Raw genomic sequence first — 14,567 nt, 5'->3', positions numbered from 1 at the left:
AGACGATGTTGCAACGGGTTTATCTCAAGATATCGCAAACAGCACTGCTGACAGTAAATCATATACTGATACCGCTAAGCAGGACGCTATCTACCACGCCAACAGCTATACTGATACCGCTAAGCAGGACGCTATCAATACCGCCAACAGCTATACTGATACCGCTACGCAGAACGCTATCAACACCGCCAACAGCTATACTGATACCGCTAAGCAGGACGCTATCAATACCGCCAACAGCTATACTGATACCGCTAAGCAGGACGCTATCAGTACCGCCAACAGCTATACTGATACCACCACTGCAGCAGCTAAAAACGAAGCGATTGCGACGGCAAATAGTTACACTGATATTGCTAAGCAGGACGCTATCAACACCGCCAACAGCTATACTGACACCACCACTGCAGCGGCCAAAAACGAAGCGATTGCGACAGCAAATAGTTATACTGATGTCGCTAAGCAGGACGCTATCAACACCGCCAACAGCTATACTGACACCACTACCGCAACGGCCAAAAACGAAGCGATTGCGACAGCAAATAGTTATACTGATGTCGCAAAATCAGATGCAATCAGCACTTCTTATGCTTACACCGATACAACTTCGGCCAAAAATCGCGCAGATGGTAAAGCGTATGTCGATAATTCGCTCACCCAGGCAAAAAATTATACCGATAACAAGTTCACCCAACTTGATGGCCGAGTAAATAGCCTGGATAACAAAGTTGATGATAACGATAAACAAGCAAAAGCAGGTATTGCTGGCGCAATGGCGATGACCGCAATTCCACAAAAATTTGGCTATGATTTCAACTTCGGTATGGGCGCAGCTACATTTGGTGGTGAACAATCCATGGCTGCTGGTACCTATTATAATGTTGGCAAGAATGCGACGCTTTCTGCGAAGGCCTCTCTTGATACCCAACACAATACTGGTGTTGCGGTTGGTTTGAGTTTTGGTTTCTAATCAATCGTGTTTAACTATTTAAGTTACTCATCCTGGTAGAAATTGACACTTTTCAGCCTGATAATGCCCGATGAAATTCATCGGGCATTTTGTATTCAAAAATCGCTATGGGTTGTCGATTTGCCACCACGTCTCTAACTATCCTTTTTGTCTGTAAAACTGTGGTCAATATGACTCGACCACTACAGAATGATATCGAATCAAGATCAGTATGAGCCGCAAAGAAAATTGTTGGGATACAGCTTTTGCGAAAAGGCTATTACGTAGTCTGAAAACAGACTGGTTACCGCGTGAAGGCTACTGAAACAGAAGTGGGGCAGAGAAAGATGTGATGCAGTATCTGAGCGGATATTACAACCGTCTTAGGCCACATAAAAACAACGGTGGCTTAACACCACCGAGATGGAAAGACAGAAACCTCTGACTGTATCTACATTAAGCAGACCACATCAAACAAGTCCCCCTATCCCCACAAGGTCAGGGGCAACCCGCTCAGCGCAAAACCAGACGAATTACTCCTGCTGAGCTTTCTTCGCCAGACCATCCAGCAGTTTTTGATGAATACCGCCAAAACCACCGTTGCTCATTACCAGGATATGATCGCCGGGCTGTGCGGTTTTCACTACCATATCCGCCAGCGCATCCACATCACCACTCCAGTGAGCTGGCTGGACGCAGGCTTCAGCGACTTCCGCTACCTGCCACGGAATATGCGGTGGTTGCAGCAGGAAAACTTCGTCCGCGCGGCCTAATGATGGCGCGAGATCGTCTTTGCACAGTCCCATTTTCATGGTGTTAGAGCGAGGCTCCAGCACCGCAATAATGCGGGCCGTACCGCCAACTTTCCCGCGCAACGCCGCAAGCGTTGCCAGAATAGCAGTTGGGTGATGGGCAAAATCGTCATATACCGTCACGCCGTGCGCTTCACCACGCAGTTCAAGACGACGACGAGCGTTAATGAACGAGCCTAGCGCATTCGCCGCATCGGCTGGCAGCACCCCCACATGACGAGCTGCTGCAATCGCCATCAGGCCATTGTGAATATTGTGTTCGCCAACCAGGCCCCACTTCACAACACCGGCTTTTTCACCGTCCAGCCACACTTCCCACTCAGAAGCATCGGTGGTCAGTTTTTTCGCCTGCCAGTGACCCTGCTCACCCACCAGCTCCTGTTCGCTCCAGCACCCCATCGCCATCGTCTGTTTCAGATTGATGTCGTTTTCCGGGTAGATGATGCGTCCCTGACCCGGCACGATGCGCACCAGGTGATGGAACTGTTTCTGAATCGCTTTCAGATCGTCAAAGATGTCGGCGTGATCGAACTCAAGGTTGTTGAGTATCAGGGTTCGCGGGCAGTAATGCACAAATTTGGAACGCTTATCGAAGAAGGCGCAGTCGTACTCATCCGCTTCAATCACGAAAAAGTTACTTTCACCCAGACGCGCGGAAACGTCAAAGTTACCCGGCACGCCGCCGATCACGAATCCCGGTTTATAGCCACAGGCTTCGAGGATCCAGGTTGCCATTCCAGCCGTAGTCGTTTTGCCGTGCGTCCCCGCCACCGCCAATACCCAGCGATCGCGCAACACAAAGTCATGCAGCCATTGCGGGCCAGACATGTATGGAATGTTCTTCTCCAGCACCGCTTCCACGCAGGGATTACCACGGGTCATCGCATTACCGATGATCACCAGGTCCGGCTGTGGATCGAGCTGACTGGCATCGTAACCCTGAATCAGGGAGATACCTTGTTTCTCAAGTAAGGTGCTCATCGGCGGATACACATTGGCGTCCGAACCCGTTACTTCATGACCGAGCGAGCGTGCCAGCATCGCCAGACCGCCCATGAAAGTGCCACAAATTCCCAAAATATGAATGCGCATACGTCACTATCCTTTTTTAATCCGGGGGCCATTTTACGCACATGTCTGGCAACTGAGAAACGCATTTCAGGATATTCCGTAGTTTGCTGGCGCGATTCACCTGAGCGCGATAGCTGAAATATTTGTTAATATTGTTGCGGTCGCTTTACTCCACATAAATTGCAGGGAAAGTGTTATGAAAACGTTAGGTGAATTTATTGTCGAAAAGCAGCACGAGTTTTCTCATGCTACCGGTGAACTCACTGCTTTGTTGTCGGCAATAAAGCTGGGCGCCAAGATCATCCACCGCGATATCAATAAGGCCGGTCTGGTCGATATCCTGGGTGCCAGCGGTGCAGAGAACGTGCAGGGAGAGGTGCAACAAAAACTCGATCTGTTCGCAAACGAAAAACTGAAAGCTGCACTGAAGGCGCGCGACATTGTGGCGGGTATTGCCTCAGAAGAAGAAGATGAAATCGTCGTCTTTGAAGGCTGTGAACACGCAAAATACGTTGTGCTAATGGATCCACTGGATGGCTCATCCAACATCGATGTAAACGTCTCTGTCGGTACGATTTTCTCTATTTACCGCCGCGTAACACCTGTCGGCACACCGGTCACGGAAGAGGATTTCCTGCAGCCGGGCAACAAACAGGTTGCTGCGGGTTACGTTGTTTATGGTTCATCCACCATGCTGGTGTACACCACCGGTTGTGGCGTACACGCCTTCACCTACGATCCTTCTCTGGGCGTATTTTGCCTCAGCCAGGAACGTATGCGTTTCCCGGCAAAGGGAAGCACTTACTCCATTAACGAAGGCAACTACATCAAATTCCCGAATGGCGTGAAGAAATACATTAAATTCTGCCAGGAAGAAGATAAGGCCACTCAGCGCCCGTACACCTCGCGCTACATTGGCTCTCTGGTTGCAGATTTCCATCGCAACCTGCTGAAAGGTGGGATCTATCTGTACCCAAGCACCGCCAGCCACCCGCAAGGGAAACTGCGTCTGCTGTACGAATGCAACCCGATGGCCTTCCTGGCCGAGCAAGCGGGCGGCAAGGCAAGCGATGGTAAAGATCGTATTCTGGATATCACCCCAGAAAGTCTGCACCAGCGTCGATCCTTCTTCGTCGGTAACGACCATATGGTGGACGATGTAGAGCGCTTTATCCGCGAGTTCCCGGACGCATAAACGCTACATCCCGGTCTACATCACGTTGTAGGCCGGATAAGCGAAGCACCATCCGGCACGATACGGTAATATTGCCGGATAGCGGCGTAAATGTCTTTATCCGGCCTACAAAATCCATAGCCCGATTACGACACCTGTAACCGGAACGCTGCCATCGCTTCCAGCAGCGCATGCGACTGCTCTTCCAGTGAGCGGGTAGCCGCTGAAGACTGCTGTACCAACGCCGCATTCTGCTGCGCCGTTTCATCCATCTGACTCACCGCAATATTCACCTGCTCAATCCCACGGCTCTGCTCCTGAGACGCGCTGGCAATTTCACGCATCAGCCTGGTCATACGCATAACCTCGGTCGCGATTTCATCCATGGTTTCACCCGCCTGTTGCGCCAGTTCACTTCCCTCACCCACATGCGTATGGGAATCGCTAATCAATGTACGGATCTCTTTTGCCGCCTCGGCGCTACGGCTGGCAAGATTGCGTACTTCCCCAGCCACCACCGCAAAACCACGGCCTTGCTCACCCGCGCGCGCCGCTTCAACGGAGGCATTGAGAGCCAGGATATTGGTCTGGAAAGCAATACCGTCAATCACACTGAGGATATCGGCAATTCGGCTGGAGCTGCCGGAAATATCACGCATTTTTTCAATTACATAGCACACCATCTCACTGCCCCGATCGGCGGTATCCGATACCGATTTTGCCAGTTGATGCGCCTGCTCTGCGTTTTCCGCATTCTGTTTCACGGTCGCGGTGAGTTCTTCCATACTGGCAGCGGTCTGTTCCAGCGACGTGGCGGTGGATTCTGTACGTTGCGCCAAATGCTGGTTACCTGCGCTCAATTCGCGGCTGCCAACATCAATTTGCGAGCTGGCTTCACGCACACGCTGCACAGAATCACCCAACGCATGGCGCATTTCATCCATTGCAACGTTAAGGCGGTTGAATTCAGCGCTGGCTGATAACGTGCTAACAGGCGACAAATCACCTGTCGCCAGACGTTCCAGCTGTTCAATAATGTTATCCAGGGGTTTAAGAAACTTATTTCGCAGCATAAACCAAATGACCACCAGCAACGCAATGGCAGCCAACATAGCGGCACTCATAATACCGTGATAAATCAAAGAATTAATAACACGCATGGCGGCATAAAGCCCCATGCCGCCGGTCAGCAACAGAAGAAACGTCAGCAGAGACAATAACACCAACAAACTGGATCGAATGGAAAGGGATTTTGGCATCGTTATATTTCCGGTTGTAGGGATAAAACAGACCTGTACAGAACCTATCGACTACAACCGGAAAAAGTTTAGGTATTTAAATGTTTTCTGGAAAATCATGATGTTACTTTGGTACTTCAGTCGTGCTCACGCGGGTGACCGGCGAGCTCTGACGATTTTCCCAAAGTACCGTGAGACCACGTTGTAAGGCAATAAAAATAAACAATAAAATGCCAATCGCGATTTTTGTCCACCAGGAACTTAATGTGCCATCAAAATTAATATAGGTCTGAATCAGCCCCTGAATGGCAACACCAAATAAAGTACCTAAAACCGTACCAACCCCACCGCTGAGCAACGTACCGCCAATCACCACCGAGGCGATAGCATCCAGTTCTACCCCGACACCTGCCAGCGCATAACCGGCCTGGGTATAAATGGAAAAGACGATTCCGGCCAGCGTCGCAAGCCCAGTAGACAGCATATAGATGCGGATTGTCGTGCTGCGGGTTGAGATCCCCATCAGATTGGCTGACGTCGCACTGCCGCCAATGGCGTACACCTGATTGCCAAAGCGCGTGCGGTGCGCGAGGAATATACCGATCACCACCACGCCCAGCATCAACAGCCCCATGGCGCTCAGACGCCCACCACCGGGGATCTTCCAGGCCAGGCTGGAAAGGGTGTCATAAATCGGGTGGTTAATTGGGATCGACTCTTCGGAAACCAGATAGCTGACACCGCGCAGAAAGAACATCCCCGCCAGAGTAATAATAAACGCCGGGATCTTCAGCGCATCGATCAGTAATCCCATAAATGCACCAAACGCACAGCCCATTGCCAGAATCAAAGGAAACGCCAGCAGTGGCGAAATCCCCCAGTAACCAATCGCCTTTGCTAAAAATACCCCCGTAAAGGCAATCACCGACCCGACGGAAAGATCGATCCCTCCGGAGAGAATGACGAAAGTCATACCCACGGCGATAATCCCTAAAAAGGCGTTATCAGTCAGAATATTGCAGATCACCCGGGTGGAGGCAAAAGCCGGAAATTGCATCAGGCAGTAGAGGTAGCCCAAAATAAAGACCCCAAGGGTGATCATCAGCGGTAAATTACGTTTTATCACGACCGCGTACTCCTTTTATCAGGCTGATAAAGCGTTGTGACTGCACGACCAGCACGCACAACACCACGATGGCTTTGACCACCTGATTCAGTTCCGGCTGAAAGCCCGACAGTAAAATCCCGGTGTTCATCCCCTGAATGATCAACGCGCCAATTACCGATAGCAGCAGGTTAAACCGCCCGCCCATCAACGAACCGCCGCCAATAACCACCGCCAGGATGGCATCCAGCTCCAGCCATAACCCGGCGTTATTGGCATCAGCCCCGCGAATATCCGCCGTGACGATTATCCCGGCGATCGCCGCACACAGGCCGCTCAGCACATAGGTAAGCATGACGATCACGCGGGTATTCACCCCGGCATTTTTCGCCGCACGAATGTTAATGCCCACCGCTTCAATGAACATGCCCAGCGCCGTTTTACGCGTCAGCAGCCAAAAGGCGACCAGCGTCAGCAGCGCGATGATCACCGGAGTCGGGAACAGCAGTAGCGATCCGCTGCCGAACCACGACAGATCGGGCGAGTTGAAGGTGACGATCTGCCCGGAGGTGATCAACTGCGCCACCCCGCGCCCGGCCACCATCAGGATCAGCGTGGCCACAAACGGTTGGATCTTGAGGATTGCTACCAGGATCCCGTTCCACAATCCCGCCAGAATGCCGGATCCTAACGCCGCGAGCAGAACAACCGGGAGGCTGTGCCCGGCGACCGTCATCGCAGCAGTCGTGGCACCTGCAATGGCCATCACCGCCCCCACGGAAAGATCGATACCGCCGGTGGCAATCACCAGTGTCATGCCAATCGCCAGCAGCGCCACGGGCGCGGCGCGGTTGAGAATATCAATTGGGCTACCGAACAAGCGACCATCCTGCAAAATCACCTGATAGAAGTGCGGTGCCACCAGGCTGTCGACCAACAGCACCAGCAGCAACGCCACCAGCTGCGGCATGCCCTTCGGCCAACGAAACCGTCTTTTTGCCGTGTTGGATTGGGGGAGAGATTGAGGCATCACCATAGTCTCCTTAGGCCGCAATGGCGTTCATAATTGCCGGTACGGACAGTTCAGCCAGTGGGATCTCGGCCACCTGTTTGCGATCGCGCATGATAATGACCCGATCGGCATAACCCACCAGTTCTTCCAGTTCGGAGGAAATCACCAGCAGCGCCAGACCGTCGGCGCACAGCGTTTCGATCAGGCGGATGATCTCAGCATGCGCGCCAACATCGATCCCACGCGTGGGTTCATCGAGGATCAGGAACTGCGGTTTGGTCAGCAACCAGCGCGACAGCAAGACTTTTTGCTGATTACCGCCGGAGAGAAATTCAATCGGCTGTTCGGCATTAGGCGTACGGATACCGAGCTGACGAATAAAGCGCTCGGCGATCTCGTTTTGTTCTTTTCGCGCAATGGGCCGTAGCCAGCCTCGCTGCGCCTGCAGGGCCAGAATGATATTTTCACGCACCGAAGCCGCGGCGATGATACCGTCCGTTTTGCGATCCTCCGGGCAGAAGCCGATCCCCAGACACGAAGCCTGATGCGGCGATCGCAGTACCTGCGGTTTACCTTTGATCAGCGCACTGCCGCTGTCTGCGGGTTTAATACCGAAGATCACTTCCGCCGTTTCTGTTCGTCCCGACCCCAGCAGCCCCGCCAGCCCAACGATCTCGCCGGGGCGAACCTGCAGATCGAACGGTGCAATCGTGCCTTTCTTACCAAAATCACTGAATGCCGCCACTGGCTTATCGCTCAGCAATGTGCGGCCTGCACGCTGCAATGCGTGAGTATCCAGTTCACGGCCGAGCATCATTTTCACCAGCTCGATCTGCGGCAGTTCGCGGGTTTCACGGCAACCAACAAACCCGCCGTTACGCAGGACAGTGATGCGATCGCTGACCTGGTAAACCTGATCGAGGAAATGGGTGACGAAGATCAGACTGACGCCACGATCGCGAAGATGGCGCATCAGACCGAACAGCATTTCAACTTCCTGGGTGTCCAGGCTGGCGGTAGGTTCATCGAGGATCAGCACTTTCGCCGACAGATCGATCGCTCGACAGATGGCGACTATCTGCTGCATCGCCACCGAAAAGCGGTTCAGCGGTTCGCGTACATCGAGCGAAAAACCATAAGAAGCCATCAACTCCGCGGCACGCTTTTCCATCTGCTTGCGTTGCAACAAACCGAAGCGCCGTGGCTCACGACCAATAAACAGATTATCTGCCACCGACATATTGGGCAGCAGGTTTACTTCCTGATATACGGTGCCAATGCCCAGTTGCTGGGCATGGGCGGTATTCTTTGGCGAAATAGTCTGGCCTTCGAGCCAGATGGTGCCGCGATCGGCATGATAAACGCCGGTCAGCGCTTTGATCAGCGTCGATTTTCCGGCTCCGTTTTCACCGAGCAGCGCCATAATCTCGCCACGACGCAAACTGAAATCCACATTATCCAGCGCCTTAACGCCGGGAAAGAATTTGCTTAATCCTTCGGTGCGGAGGATTTCCGGGTATCGTTCTGTCGTCATGATTCCCCCTGCATCACGCTGGTTGGCGCTACGCTTAACCGACCTACAAAAGAGCGTATCGTAGGCCGGGCAAGCGCAGCGTCACCCGGCATTTTCATGAAGGCTTAATAGCCCATATTTTTCTTCTTCTCTAACTCTTCTTTCGCGGTATCCGGCAGATAGAGGATCGATTTGGTAATGGTCAGCTTCTCAGGCATCGTGCCGTCTTTCTTGAATTTCTCCAGCGCATCGAATGCCGGCCCTGCCATATTTGGCGTCAGTTCGACGCTGGCGTTGGCTTCACCATCAATCATCGCTTTATAGATATCCGGCACGCCGTCGATGGAACCGGTCAGAATATCTTTGCCCGGCTTCAGACCCGCTTCTTTAATCGCCTGGATAGCCCCGATCACCATGTCATCGTTGTGAGCGTAAACCATGCAGATGTTCTTGCCGTTGTTTTCCGCTTTGATAAAGCTCTCCATGACTTCTTTACCTTTGCTGCGGGTGAAGTCTCCGGACTGAGAGCGAATAATTTTGATGTTTGGCGCGCTGGCGATGGCTTCGGCAAAACCTTTTTTACGGTCAATCGCCACGCTGGCACCGACGGTCCCTTGCAGCTCAACCACATTACACGGTTTGCCGTTTACCTCTTTAATCAGCCAGTCGCCGATTAATTTACCTTCCAGAACGTTATTGGCAGTAACGGTGGTCATATAGAGAGATTTGTCTTTTACATCGATGGAACGATCGAGCAAAAAGACCGGAATGTCGGCATCTTTCGCTTCTTTTAACACCGGCTCCCAACCCGTTGCCACGACCGGCGCAATGAAGATGGCATCCACACCCTGCGCAACAAATGAGCGTACGGCTTTAATCTGGTTTTCCTGTTTTTGCTGGCCGTCAGCGATTTTCAGCGTAATACCACGCTTTTCGGCCTCGCTTTTCGCCACATTGGTTTCCGCCGCGCGCCAGCCGGATTCAGAGCCAACCTGCGAAAATCCTACGGTTAAAGGGGCTGCCATTGCCATAGACGACATGGCTGCCGAAACTGCTGTGACTAAAAGTAAGCGCTTCCACATAAGAGCATCCTCGTAGGGTGATTATTGTTGATTAATAAACAGTCGCGAAAAAACTATAGACAATTGAGCATGTAACGAATTGCGTTACATCACACTTCAAAAAAGTAAATAAAACGTTAATCACAACTTTGTAATCGCTTTCATATCACTATGAAAAATGCAGCTGAAGATATGGATTTTTCTGTCATGAAAGGGAAGAAAAAAGAAGAAAATGTGCGCCGCGAAATCGAAAACAAGCGGAGACATTCGGCGCGAGTTGGCTATAATACCCGCCACTTGTTTGCCATAGCTTATTTAAAGGAAACAGACATGAGCTTACTCAACGTCCCTGCCGGTAAAGATCTGCCGGAAGATATCTACGTTGTTATCGAGATCCCTGCAAACGCAGATCCGATCAAATACGAAGTTGACAAAGAGAGCGGCGCCCTGTTCGTTGACCGCTTCATGTCCACCGCGATGTTCTATCCGTGCAACTACGGTTATATCAACCACACCCTGTCTCTGGATGGTGACCCGGTAGACGTTCTGGTCCCGACTCCGTACCCGCTGGAACCAGGTTCTGTCATTCGTTGCCGTCCGGTTGGCGTACTGAAAATGACCGACGAATCCGGTGAAGATGCAAAACTGGTTGCCGTGCCGCACACCAAACTGAGCAAAGAATACGATCACATCAAAGATGTGAACGACCTGCCGGACCTGCTGAAAGCGCAGATCACTCACTTCTTCGAGCACTATAAAGACCTCGAAGCGGGCAAATGGGTGAAAGTTGACGGTTGGGACAACGCTGAAGCAGCTAAAGCTGAAATCGTTGCTTCCTTCGAGCGCGCGAAGAAATAATTTCGCCTGCGCTGAAAACCCTGAACACCAGCCTCTGGTTAGTAAGGGTTTTTTTATACCTGTACTTTCCTTCCCTTCATTTTCCCGGTAGCCCACTGGTTTCTTTTTGACCTACCAGATTGGGTAGTCACATTTCATTTATCTTATTTGCGAATGAGATTAGATCTCATTATCATTCGCAGCACGTAAATAAATGTGAATAAAAGTCAATGAACCTCCACACTGTGAAGTCCCTGAAACACTATTCCGGCGTAGCACTCGTCACGGCGCTGTTATTTACCAGCCTGCCCAGTACGGCAGAGACGCTGCCTGAAAAAGATTTTCTGACCCACGATGTCGGTAACGGCGTATATGAACTGGCGGTTGATAGTCAGCAGAACACGCTTTTTGCCGCCTCGTCTCCGTCATTTGATAAAGACAAAACCAGCGGACTTATCTACAAGCTCGATCTGGAAAAGCTCACCACCACCGAAGTCATCGAAACCAGCCGCCGTGCCTTTGCAACGGCGATGGATGAAGAAAATCAGGTGCTGTATGTCGGTAATACGCTGGAAGGTTCAGTCACCTTAATCGATACCCGCAGCGGTAAAGAGTTGGCGATACTGCAACTGAGCGAAACCAGCAACCCGAAAGACATTGTCCATACCCGTGAAATGGTGCTCGATACACAGCATCACCGCCTGTATGTTTCCGGCGTGGCTGAAAAAGGCATTGTATGGGTCGTGGATACGCAAAAACGTGAAAAAATTGCCACTCTTGAAAACATGGGTCAGTACCCGACCGGTATGGCCGTTGATGCTGATAAAGATCGCTTGTATGTCGTGAATGGCCGAAATGAACTGATTACGCTGGATACTACCAGCCTTAAAATTATTAACCGTTTTACCATTGAATCTGACAAAAAACATTTCTTCCTGAATATCGCGCTTGATAGCAAAAATAATCGAGCGTTCCTCACCGATCCGGATTTAGCGGATGTCCTGGTCGTCGACATTAATACCGGTAAGGTCATTGCACCGATCAAGGTCATTAATTCACTGGCCGTAATTTATAATGAAAAACGCCAGGAAGTGTATATCACCCACCGCAATGCAAAACGTATCAGCATCGTGGACAGCAAGACCTATCAGGTGAAACAAAGTATCGAAACCCAGGCCTTACCTAACAGCCTGGCGCTTTCTGCAGATGCTAACACCTTGTATGTCAGTGTAAAGCAGTCGGAAAAGATGATTGGCATAAAACCCGACTATGTGCTGAAAGTCGATCTGTCTAAATTCTAACAATCAATATTATTTTTCACCTTGCCGCTATTCTAAGCAGCAAGGTGATGCCTTATTTTTTCTTTTCAGGTGTCTTATATTATGAAAACGCGTCAACTTATTACGCTGACGGGGATCGTTGCATTCTCAGGCGGCGTTATCTTTCCCTCACAGGCCGAGGAATTAAGCGAGGCCTCCCGCAATACCGAAGATGAAATGGTGATCACCGCATCAGGTTTCTCACAGCAGAAACGAGAAGCCCCTGCCACCATTTCGGTAATCGACCGTAAAACACTGGATATTCAGCCGGACCGTAACATCGGTGAAGCCATTAAAAATCTTCCTGGTGTCTCAGTCACGAACAGCAGCGGCATGAACGCGGGCAGCATTATGATCCGCGGTATGGACCCGTCTTACACGGCCTTCATGGTTAACAGCGTCAAACAGAATACCGGTGAGTCGCGCCCCTACGGCCATGATATTGGTACCGAAGCCAACTTCTTACCGCCTATGGAAGCCATTGAGCGTATCGAGGTTATTCGCGGGCCGATGTCATCGCTGTACGGTTCAGACGCTATCGGTGGCGTCGTCAACGTCATCACCAAAAAGCCTTACGGCGCGAAAGACTGGACGACGGCGATTGCGGCGAATACCTGGCTTCAGGAACACCAGTATCTTGGCAATACCAGTCAGATGAACCTGTTTACTATGGGTCCCCTTGTCCCTGATGTGCTGGGTTTAAGCGTGGCGGCGGACTGGCTCGACCGCCGCGATGACGATCGCAATAATTATTTTGGCAAACATAACCGAAAATCCATTGATATGACGCTGGGCCTGGCTGCCAGCGAAAATAACCTGTTTGATCTCAACGTGGTCACCGGTGAGCAGGAGAAAAATCGCACGCAGAAACGCGGTGCGCCGTGGTCATGGCTGTTCGATCGCAACGCTGCCACCCTGACCCATACCGGCTGGTATGCAGACGACACGATCGCGACGACCAACTACATCAACTACGAAAAGGGCCGTTCGAAGTACGTTTATGACAGCCAGTCGCCGCAGTATGTGCAGATGGAAAACTACGTCGCCAACTCGCAAACTACCTTCACGCTCGACAACCATAAACTGACCGTCGGGGCGAATTTTACCCGCGAAGAGTTAAATGACCGCTTTGATGTGGCTAACAAAACGCTGCCCGGTTCAGAGCCGGTAACCAAAATCAGCCGCAACGGCTGGGCGCTGTTTGCTGAAGATGGCTGGAGTATTGACGATTTCATCCTGACCACCTCGGCGCGTATGGATCAGGACGATAACTTTGGTACGCATATTACGCCAAAAATGTACGGCAACTGGGCCTTCAGCGATGCATGGGCGCTGAAAGGCGGTGTCTCCGCCGGGTATAAAAAACCGGAGCTGCGGGCAACATCCAGCGACTTCGTCACCCCTTACGGTTCCACCGTTCCCTATCCCTTCCTGACGGTGGGCAATGACAATCTCAAACCGGAGAAAAGCGTTAACTCTGAATTAGGTCTGTACTGGACGGGCGATGTCCTGTCGCTGGATAGCACCGTTTTCTATACGCAATTCAAAGACAAGATTGCGGAACAAACCATTTGTGAAACCACGGCGACCAACCAGTGCTCGGTGAATGGTTACAACGCCGACTCCGTCAGTAAATACTTTAACGTCAGCGAAGCCGATGTGTACGGCGTTGAGCTGAATGCTGACTGGCAGATAAGTGCTGACCTCAAAGCCAACGCCAACTACACCTGGAACCACAGCGAGCAGAAAAGTGGCGTCAACAAAGGTTACGCGCTGAACGATTATCCACGTCATATGGCGAATCTGTCGCTGACCTGGGCGGCGACACAGAGTCTTGACGTGTGGAGTACGGTGAACTATCGCAGCAGCAACCGCAACAGCGGCAATAACTATAAGTACGATGACTACACAATGGTTGATGTGGGCGTACGTTATCAGCTCAACAAGCACACGCAGCTGATGGCTGGGGTCTACAACGTGTTGGATGAAGATCCGAAACTGACTACCGCGTGGAATGAATCCGCTCAGGTAGAAGGCCGTCGCTATAATCTCGGCGCGCGCGTAGAGTTTTAAGCCTTAAATAAACAACGCCACCCGAAGGCGGCGTTGTTTATTCTCGTAGTCGATATATCAGTACTGGTCTCGGTCTAACCAGTTACCGCTTTCAATCAGCGTTAATCCCTCGACTGAACGTTGGTACACGTACATCCATGCACTTCCGTACGGCGTCTGAATTAACTGGCGTGCATATTCGCCACCTCGCGTACGCAGAGCGTCAAGCTCTGCCAGCGTGGCGTTGTCAATACGATAAACTTCCCCGTGTACCGTCCCGTTCCCCGGAACTGCGCCTGGATAGTGGCCCAGGCTATACAACTGGTAGTTGTCGATACTGAAATTTCCCAGCAACAGGGCATTGGTCATCCAGTGGCTGTTGCCTTGTTTGGTTCGTAAACTGCCGTAGACAAATATTCGCATT

Annotated in this window: 12 protein-coding genes; 5 read left to right on the top strand and 7 right to left on the bottom strand. The window is 51.4% G+C overall.

What is annotated here, in order from left to right; translation table 11 throughout:
• Window positions 1-970 (top strand): YadA-like family protein (locus ACLJXE_RS23210; RefSeq protein WP_410752163.1); only part of this gene is annotated, 970 nt, incomplete at its 5' end.
• Window positions 971-1,482: 512 nt separating this feature from the next.
• Here ACLJXE_RS23210 and mpl read toward each other — a convergent pair.
• Window positions 1,483-2,853, bottom strand: coding sequence for a UDP-N-acetylmuramate:L-alanyl-gamma-D-glutamyl-meso-diaminopimelate ligase (gene mpl / locus ACLJXE_RS23205; RefSeq protein ID WP_410752162.1), 1,371 nt, complete (start codon window positions 2,851-2,853; stop codon window positions 1,483-1,485).
• Between the two features lie 175 nt (window positions 2,854-3,028).
• Between mpl and fbp the strand changes: the two genes are divergently transcribed.
• On the top strand, window positions 3,029-4,027 hold the full coding sequence (fbp, locus tag ACLJXE_RS23200; RefSeq protein ID WP_271440309.1) for a class 1 fructose-bisphosphatase: 999 nt from the start codon (window positions 3,029-3,031) through the stop codon (window positions 4,025-4,027).
• Between the two features lie 125 nt (window positions 4,028-4,152).
• On the opposite strand, the gene ACLJXE_RS23195 is transcribed toward fbp, so the two are convergent.
• The 5 genes from ACLJXE_RS23195 to ytfQ form a co-directional block, all read right to left on the bottom strand.
• Window positions 4,153-5,265: a methyl-accepting chemotaxis protein gene (locus tag ACLJXE_RS23195; RefSeq protein ID WP_410752161.1), complete on the bottom strand. Its 1,113-nt coding sequence runs from the start codon at window positions 5,263-5,265 to the stop codon at window positions 4,153-4,155.
• A 103-nt stretch (window positions 5,266-5,368) separates the two neighbouring features.
• Window positions 5,369-6,370 carry a galactofuranose ABC transporter, permease protein YjfF gene (yjfF, locus tag ACLJXE_RS23190; protein WP_410752160.1) on the bottom strand — a complete coding sequence of 334 codons (1,002 nt, stop codon included), beginning with the start codon at window positions 6,368-6,370 and terminating at the stop codon, window positions 5,369-5,371.
• Window positions 6,357-7,379 carry a galactofuranose ABC transporter, ATP-binding protein YtfT gene (gene ytfT / locus ACLJXE_RS23185; RefSeq protein ID WP_410752159.1) on the bottom strand — a complete coding sequence of 341 codons (1,023 nt, stop codon included), beginning with the start codon at window positions 7,377-7,379 and terminating at the stop codon, window positions 6,357-6,359. Before ytfT ends, yjfF begins: the two co-directional genes overlap by 14 nt.
• A gap of 13 nt (window positions 7,380-7,392) precedes the next feature.
• On the bottom strand, window positions 7,393-8,895 hold the full coding sequence (gene ytfR / locus ACLJXE_RS23180; RefSeq protein ID WP_410752158.1) for a galactofuranose ABC transporter, ATP-binding protein YtfR: 1,503 nt from the start codon (window positions 8,893-8,895) through the stop codon (window positions 7,393-7,395).
• Between the two features lie 104 nt (window positions 8,896-8,999).
• Window positions 9,000-9,956 carry a galactofuranose ABC transporter substrate-binding protein YtfQ gene (ytfQ, locus tag ACLJXE_RS23175; protein ID WP_410752157.1) on the bottom strand — a complete coding sequence of 319 codons (957 nt, stop codon included), beginning with the start codon at window positions 9,954-9,956 and terminating at the stop codon, window positions 9,000-9,002.
• Window positions 9,957-10,265: 309 nt separating this feature from the next.
• Here ytfQ and ppa point away from each other — a divergent pair, with 309 nt between their 5' ends.
• The 3 genes from ppa to ACLJXE_RS23160 all read left to right on the top strand — a co-directional run bounded on the left by ppa (window position 10,266) and on the right by ACLJXE_RS23160 (window position 14,164).
• A complete protein-coding gene (gene ppa, locus ACLJXE_RS23170) occupies window positions 10,266-10,793 on the top strand; it encodes an inorganic diphosphatase (RefSeq protein WP_005134479.1) in 528 nt (175 codons plus the stop codon).
• A 209-nt stretch (window positions 10,794-11,002) separates the two neighbouring features.
• The gene (locus tag ACLJXE_RS23165) at window positions 11,003-12,073 is read left to right on the top strand and encodes a YncE family protein (RefSeq protein ID WP_410752156.1); all 1,071 of its coding nucleotides are present in this window, start codon (window positions 11,003-11,005) and stop codon (window positions 12,071-12,073) included.
• 81 nt (window positions 12,074-12,154) lie between these two features.
• Entirely contained in the window at window positions 12,155-14,164 is a 2,010-nt protein-coding gene (locus ACLJXE_RS23160) for a TonB-dependent receptor domain-containing protein (protein WP_410752155.1), read from the top strand.
• A gap of 57 nt (window positions 14,165-14,221) precedes the next feature.
• On the opposite strand, the gene ACLJXE_RS23155 is transcribed toward ACLJXE_RS23160, so the two are convergent.
• Window positions 14,222-14,566 carry a gamma-glutamylcyclotransferase gene (locus ACLJXE_RS23155; protein ID WP_048212859.1) on the bottom strand — a complete coding sequence of 115 codons (345 nt, stop codon included), beginning with the start codon at window positions 14,564-14,566 and terminating at the stop codon, window positions 14,222-14,224.
• Between the last annotated feature and the right edge of the window lies 1 nt (window position 14,567).

Origin of the sequence: Citrobacter sp. U14242 (genome assembly GCF_046555775.1) — a bacterium.
Classification (GTDB): Bacteria; Pseudomonadota; Gammaproteobacteria; order Enterobacterales; family Enterobacteriaceae; genus Citrobacter.
The sequence above is the reverse complement of the archived record's forward strand: the minus strand, read 5'-3'. Positions and strand labels throughout refer to the sequence as shown.

What these genes read in the sequence shown, in the direction of transcription:
- ytfR (WP_410752158.1), bottom strand. Translation starts at nt 8,895, where the DNA reads ATGACGACAGAACGATACCCGGAAATCCTCCGCACCGAAGGATTAAGC.
- fbp (WP_271440309.1), top strand. Translation starts at nt 3,029, where the DNA reads ATGAAAACGTTAGGTGAATTTATTGTCGAAAAGCAGCACGAGTTTTCT.
- ACLJXE_RS23155 (WP_048212859.1), bottom strand. Translation starts at nt 14,566, where the DNA reads ATGCGAATATTTGTCTACGGCAGTTTACGAACCAAACAAGGCAACAGC.
- ACLJXE_RS23165 (WP_410752156.1), top strand. Translation starts at nt 11,003, where the DNA reads ATGAACCTCCACACTGTGAAGTCCCTGAAACACTATTCCGGCGTAGCA.
- ACLJXE_RS23160 (WP_410752155.1), top strand. Translation starts at nt 12,155, where the DNA reads ATGAAAACGCGTCAACTTATTACGCTGACGGGGATCGTTGCATTCTCA.
- ppa (WP_005134479.1), top strand. Translation starts at nt 10,266, where the DNA reads ATGAGCTTACTCAACGTCCCTGCCGGTAAAGATCTGCCGGAAGATATC.
- ACLJXE_RS23195 (WP_410752161.1), bottom strand. Translation starts at nt 5,265, where the DNA reads ATGCCAAAATCCCTTTCCATTCGATCCAGTTTGTTGGTGTTATTGTCT.
- mpl (WP_410752162.1), bottom strand. Translation starts at nt 2,853, where the DNA reads ATGCGCATTCATATTTTGGGAATTTGTGGCACTTTCATGGGCGGTCTG.
- ytfT (WP_410752159.1), bottom strand. Translation starts at nt 7,379, where the DNA reads ATGCCTCAATCTCTCCCCCAATCCAACACGGCAAAAAGACGGTTTCGT.
- ytfQ (WP_410752157.1), bottom strand. Translation starts at nt 9,956, where the DNA reads ATGTGGAAGCGCTTACTTTTAGTCACAGCAGTTTCGGCAGCCATGTCG.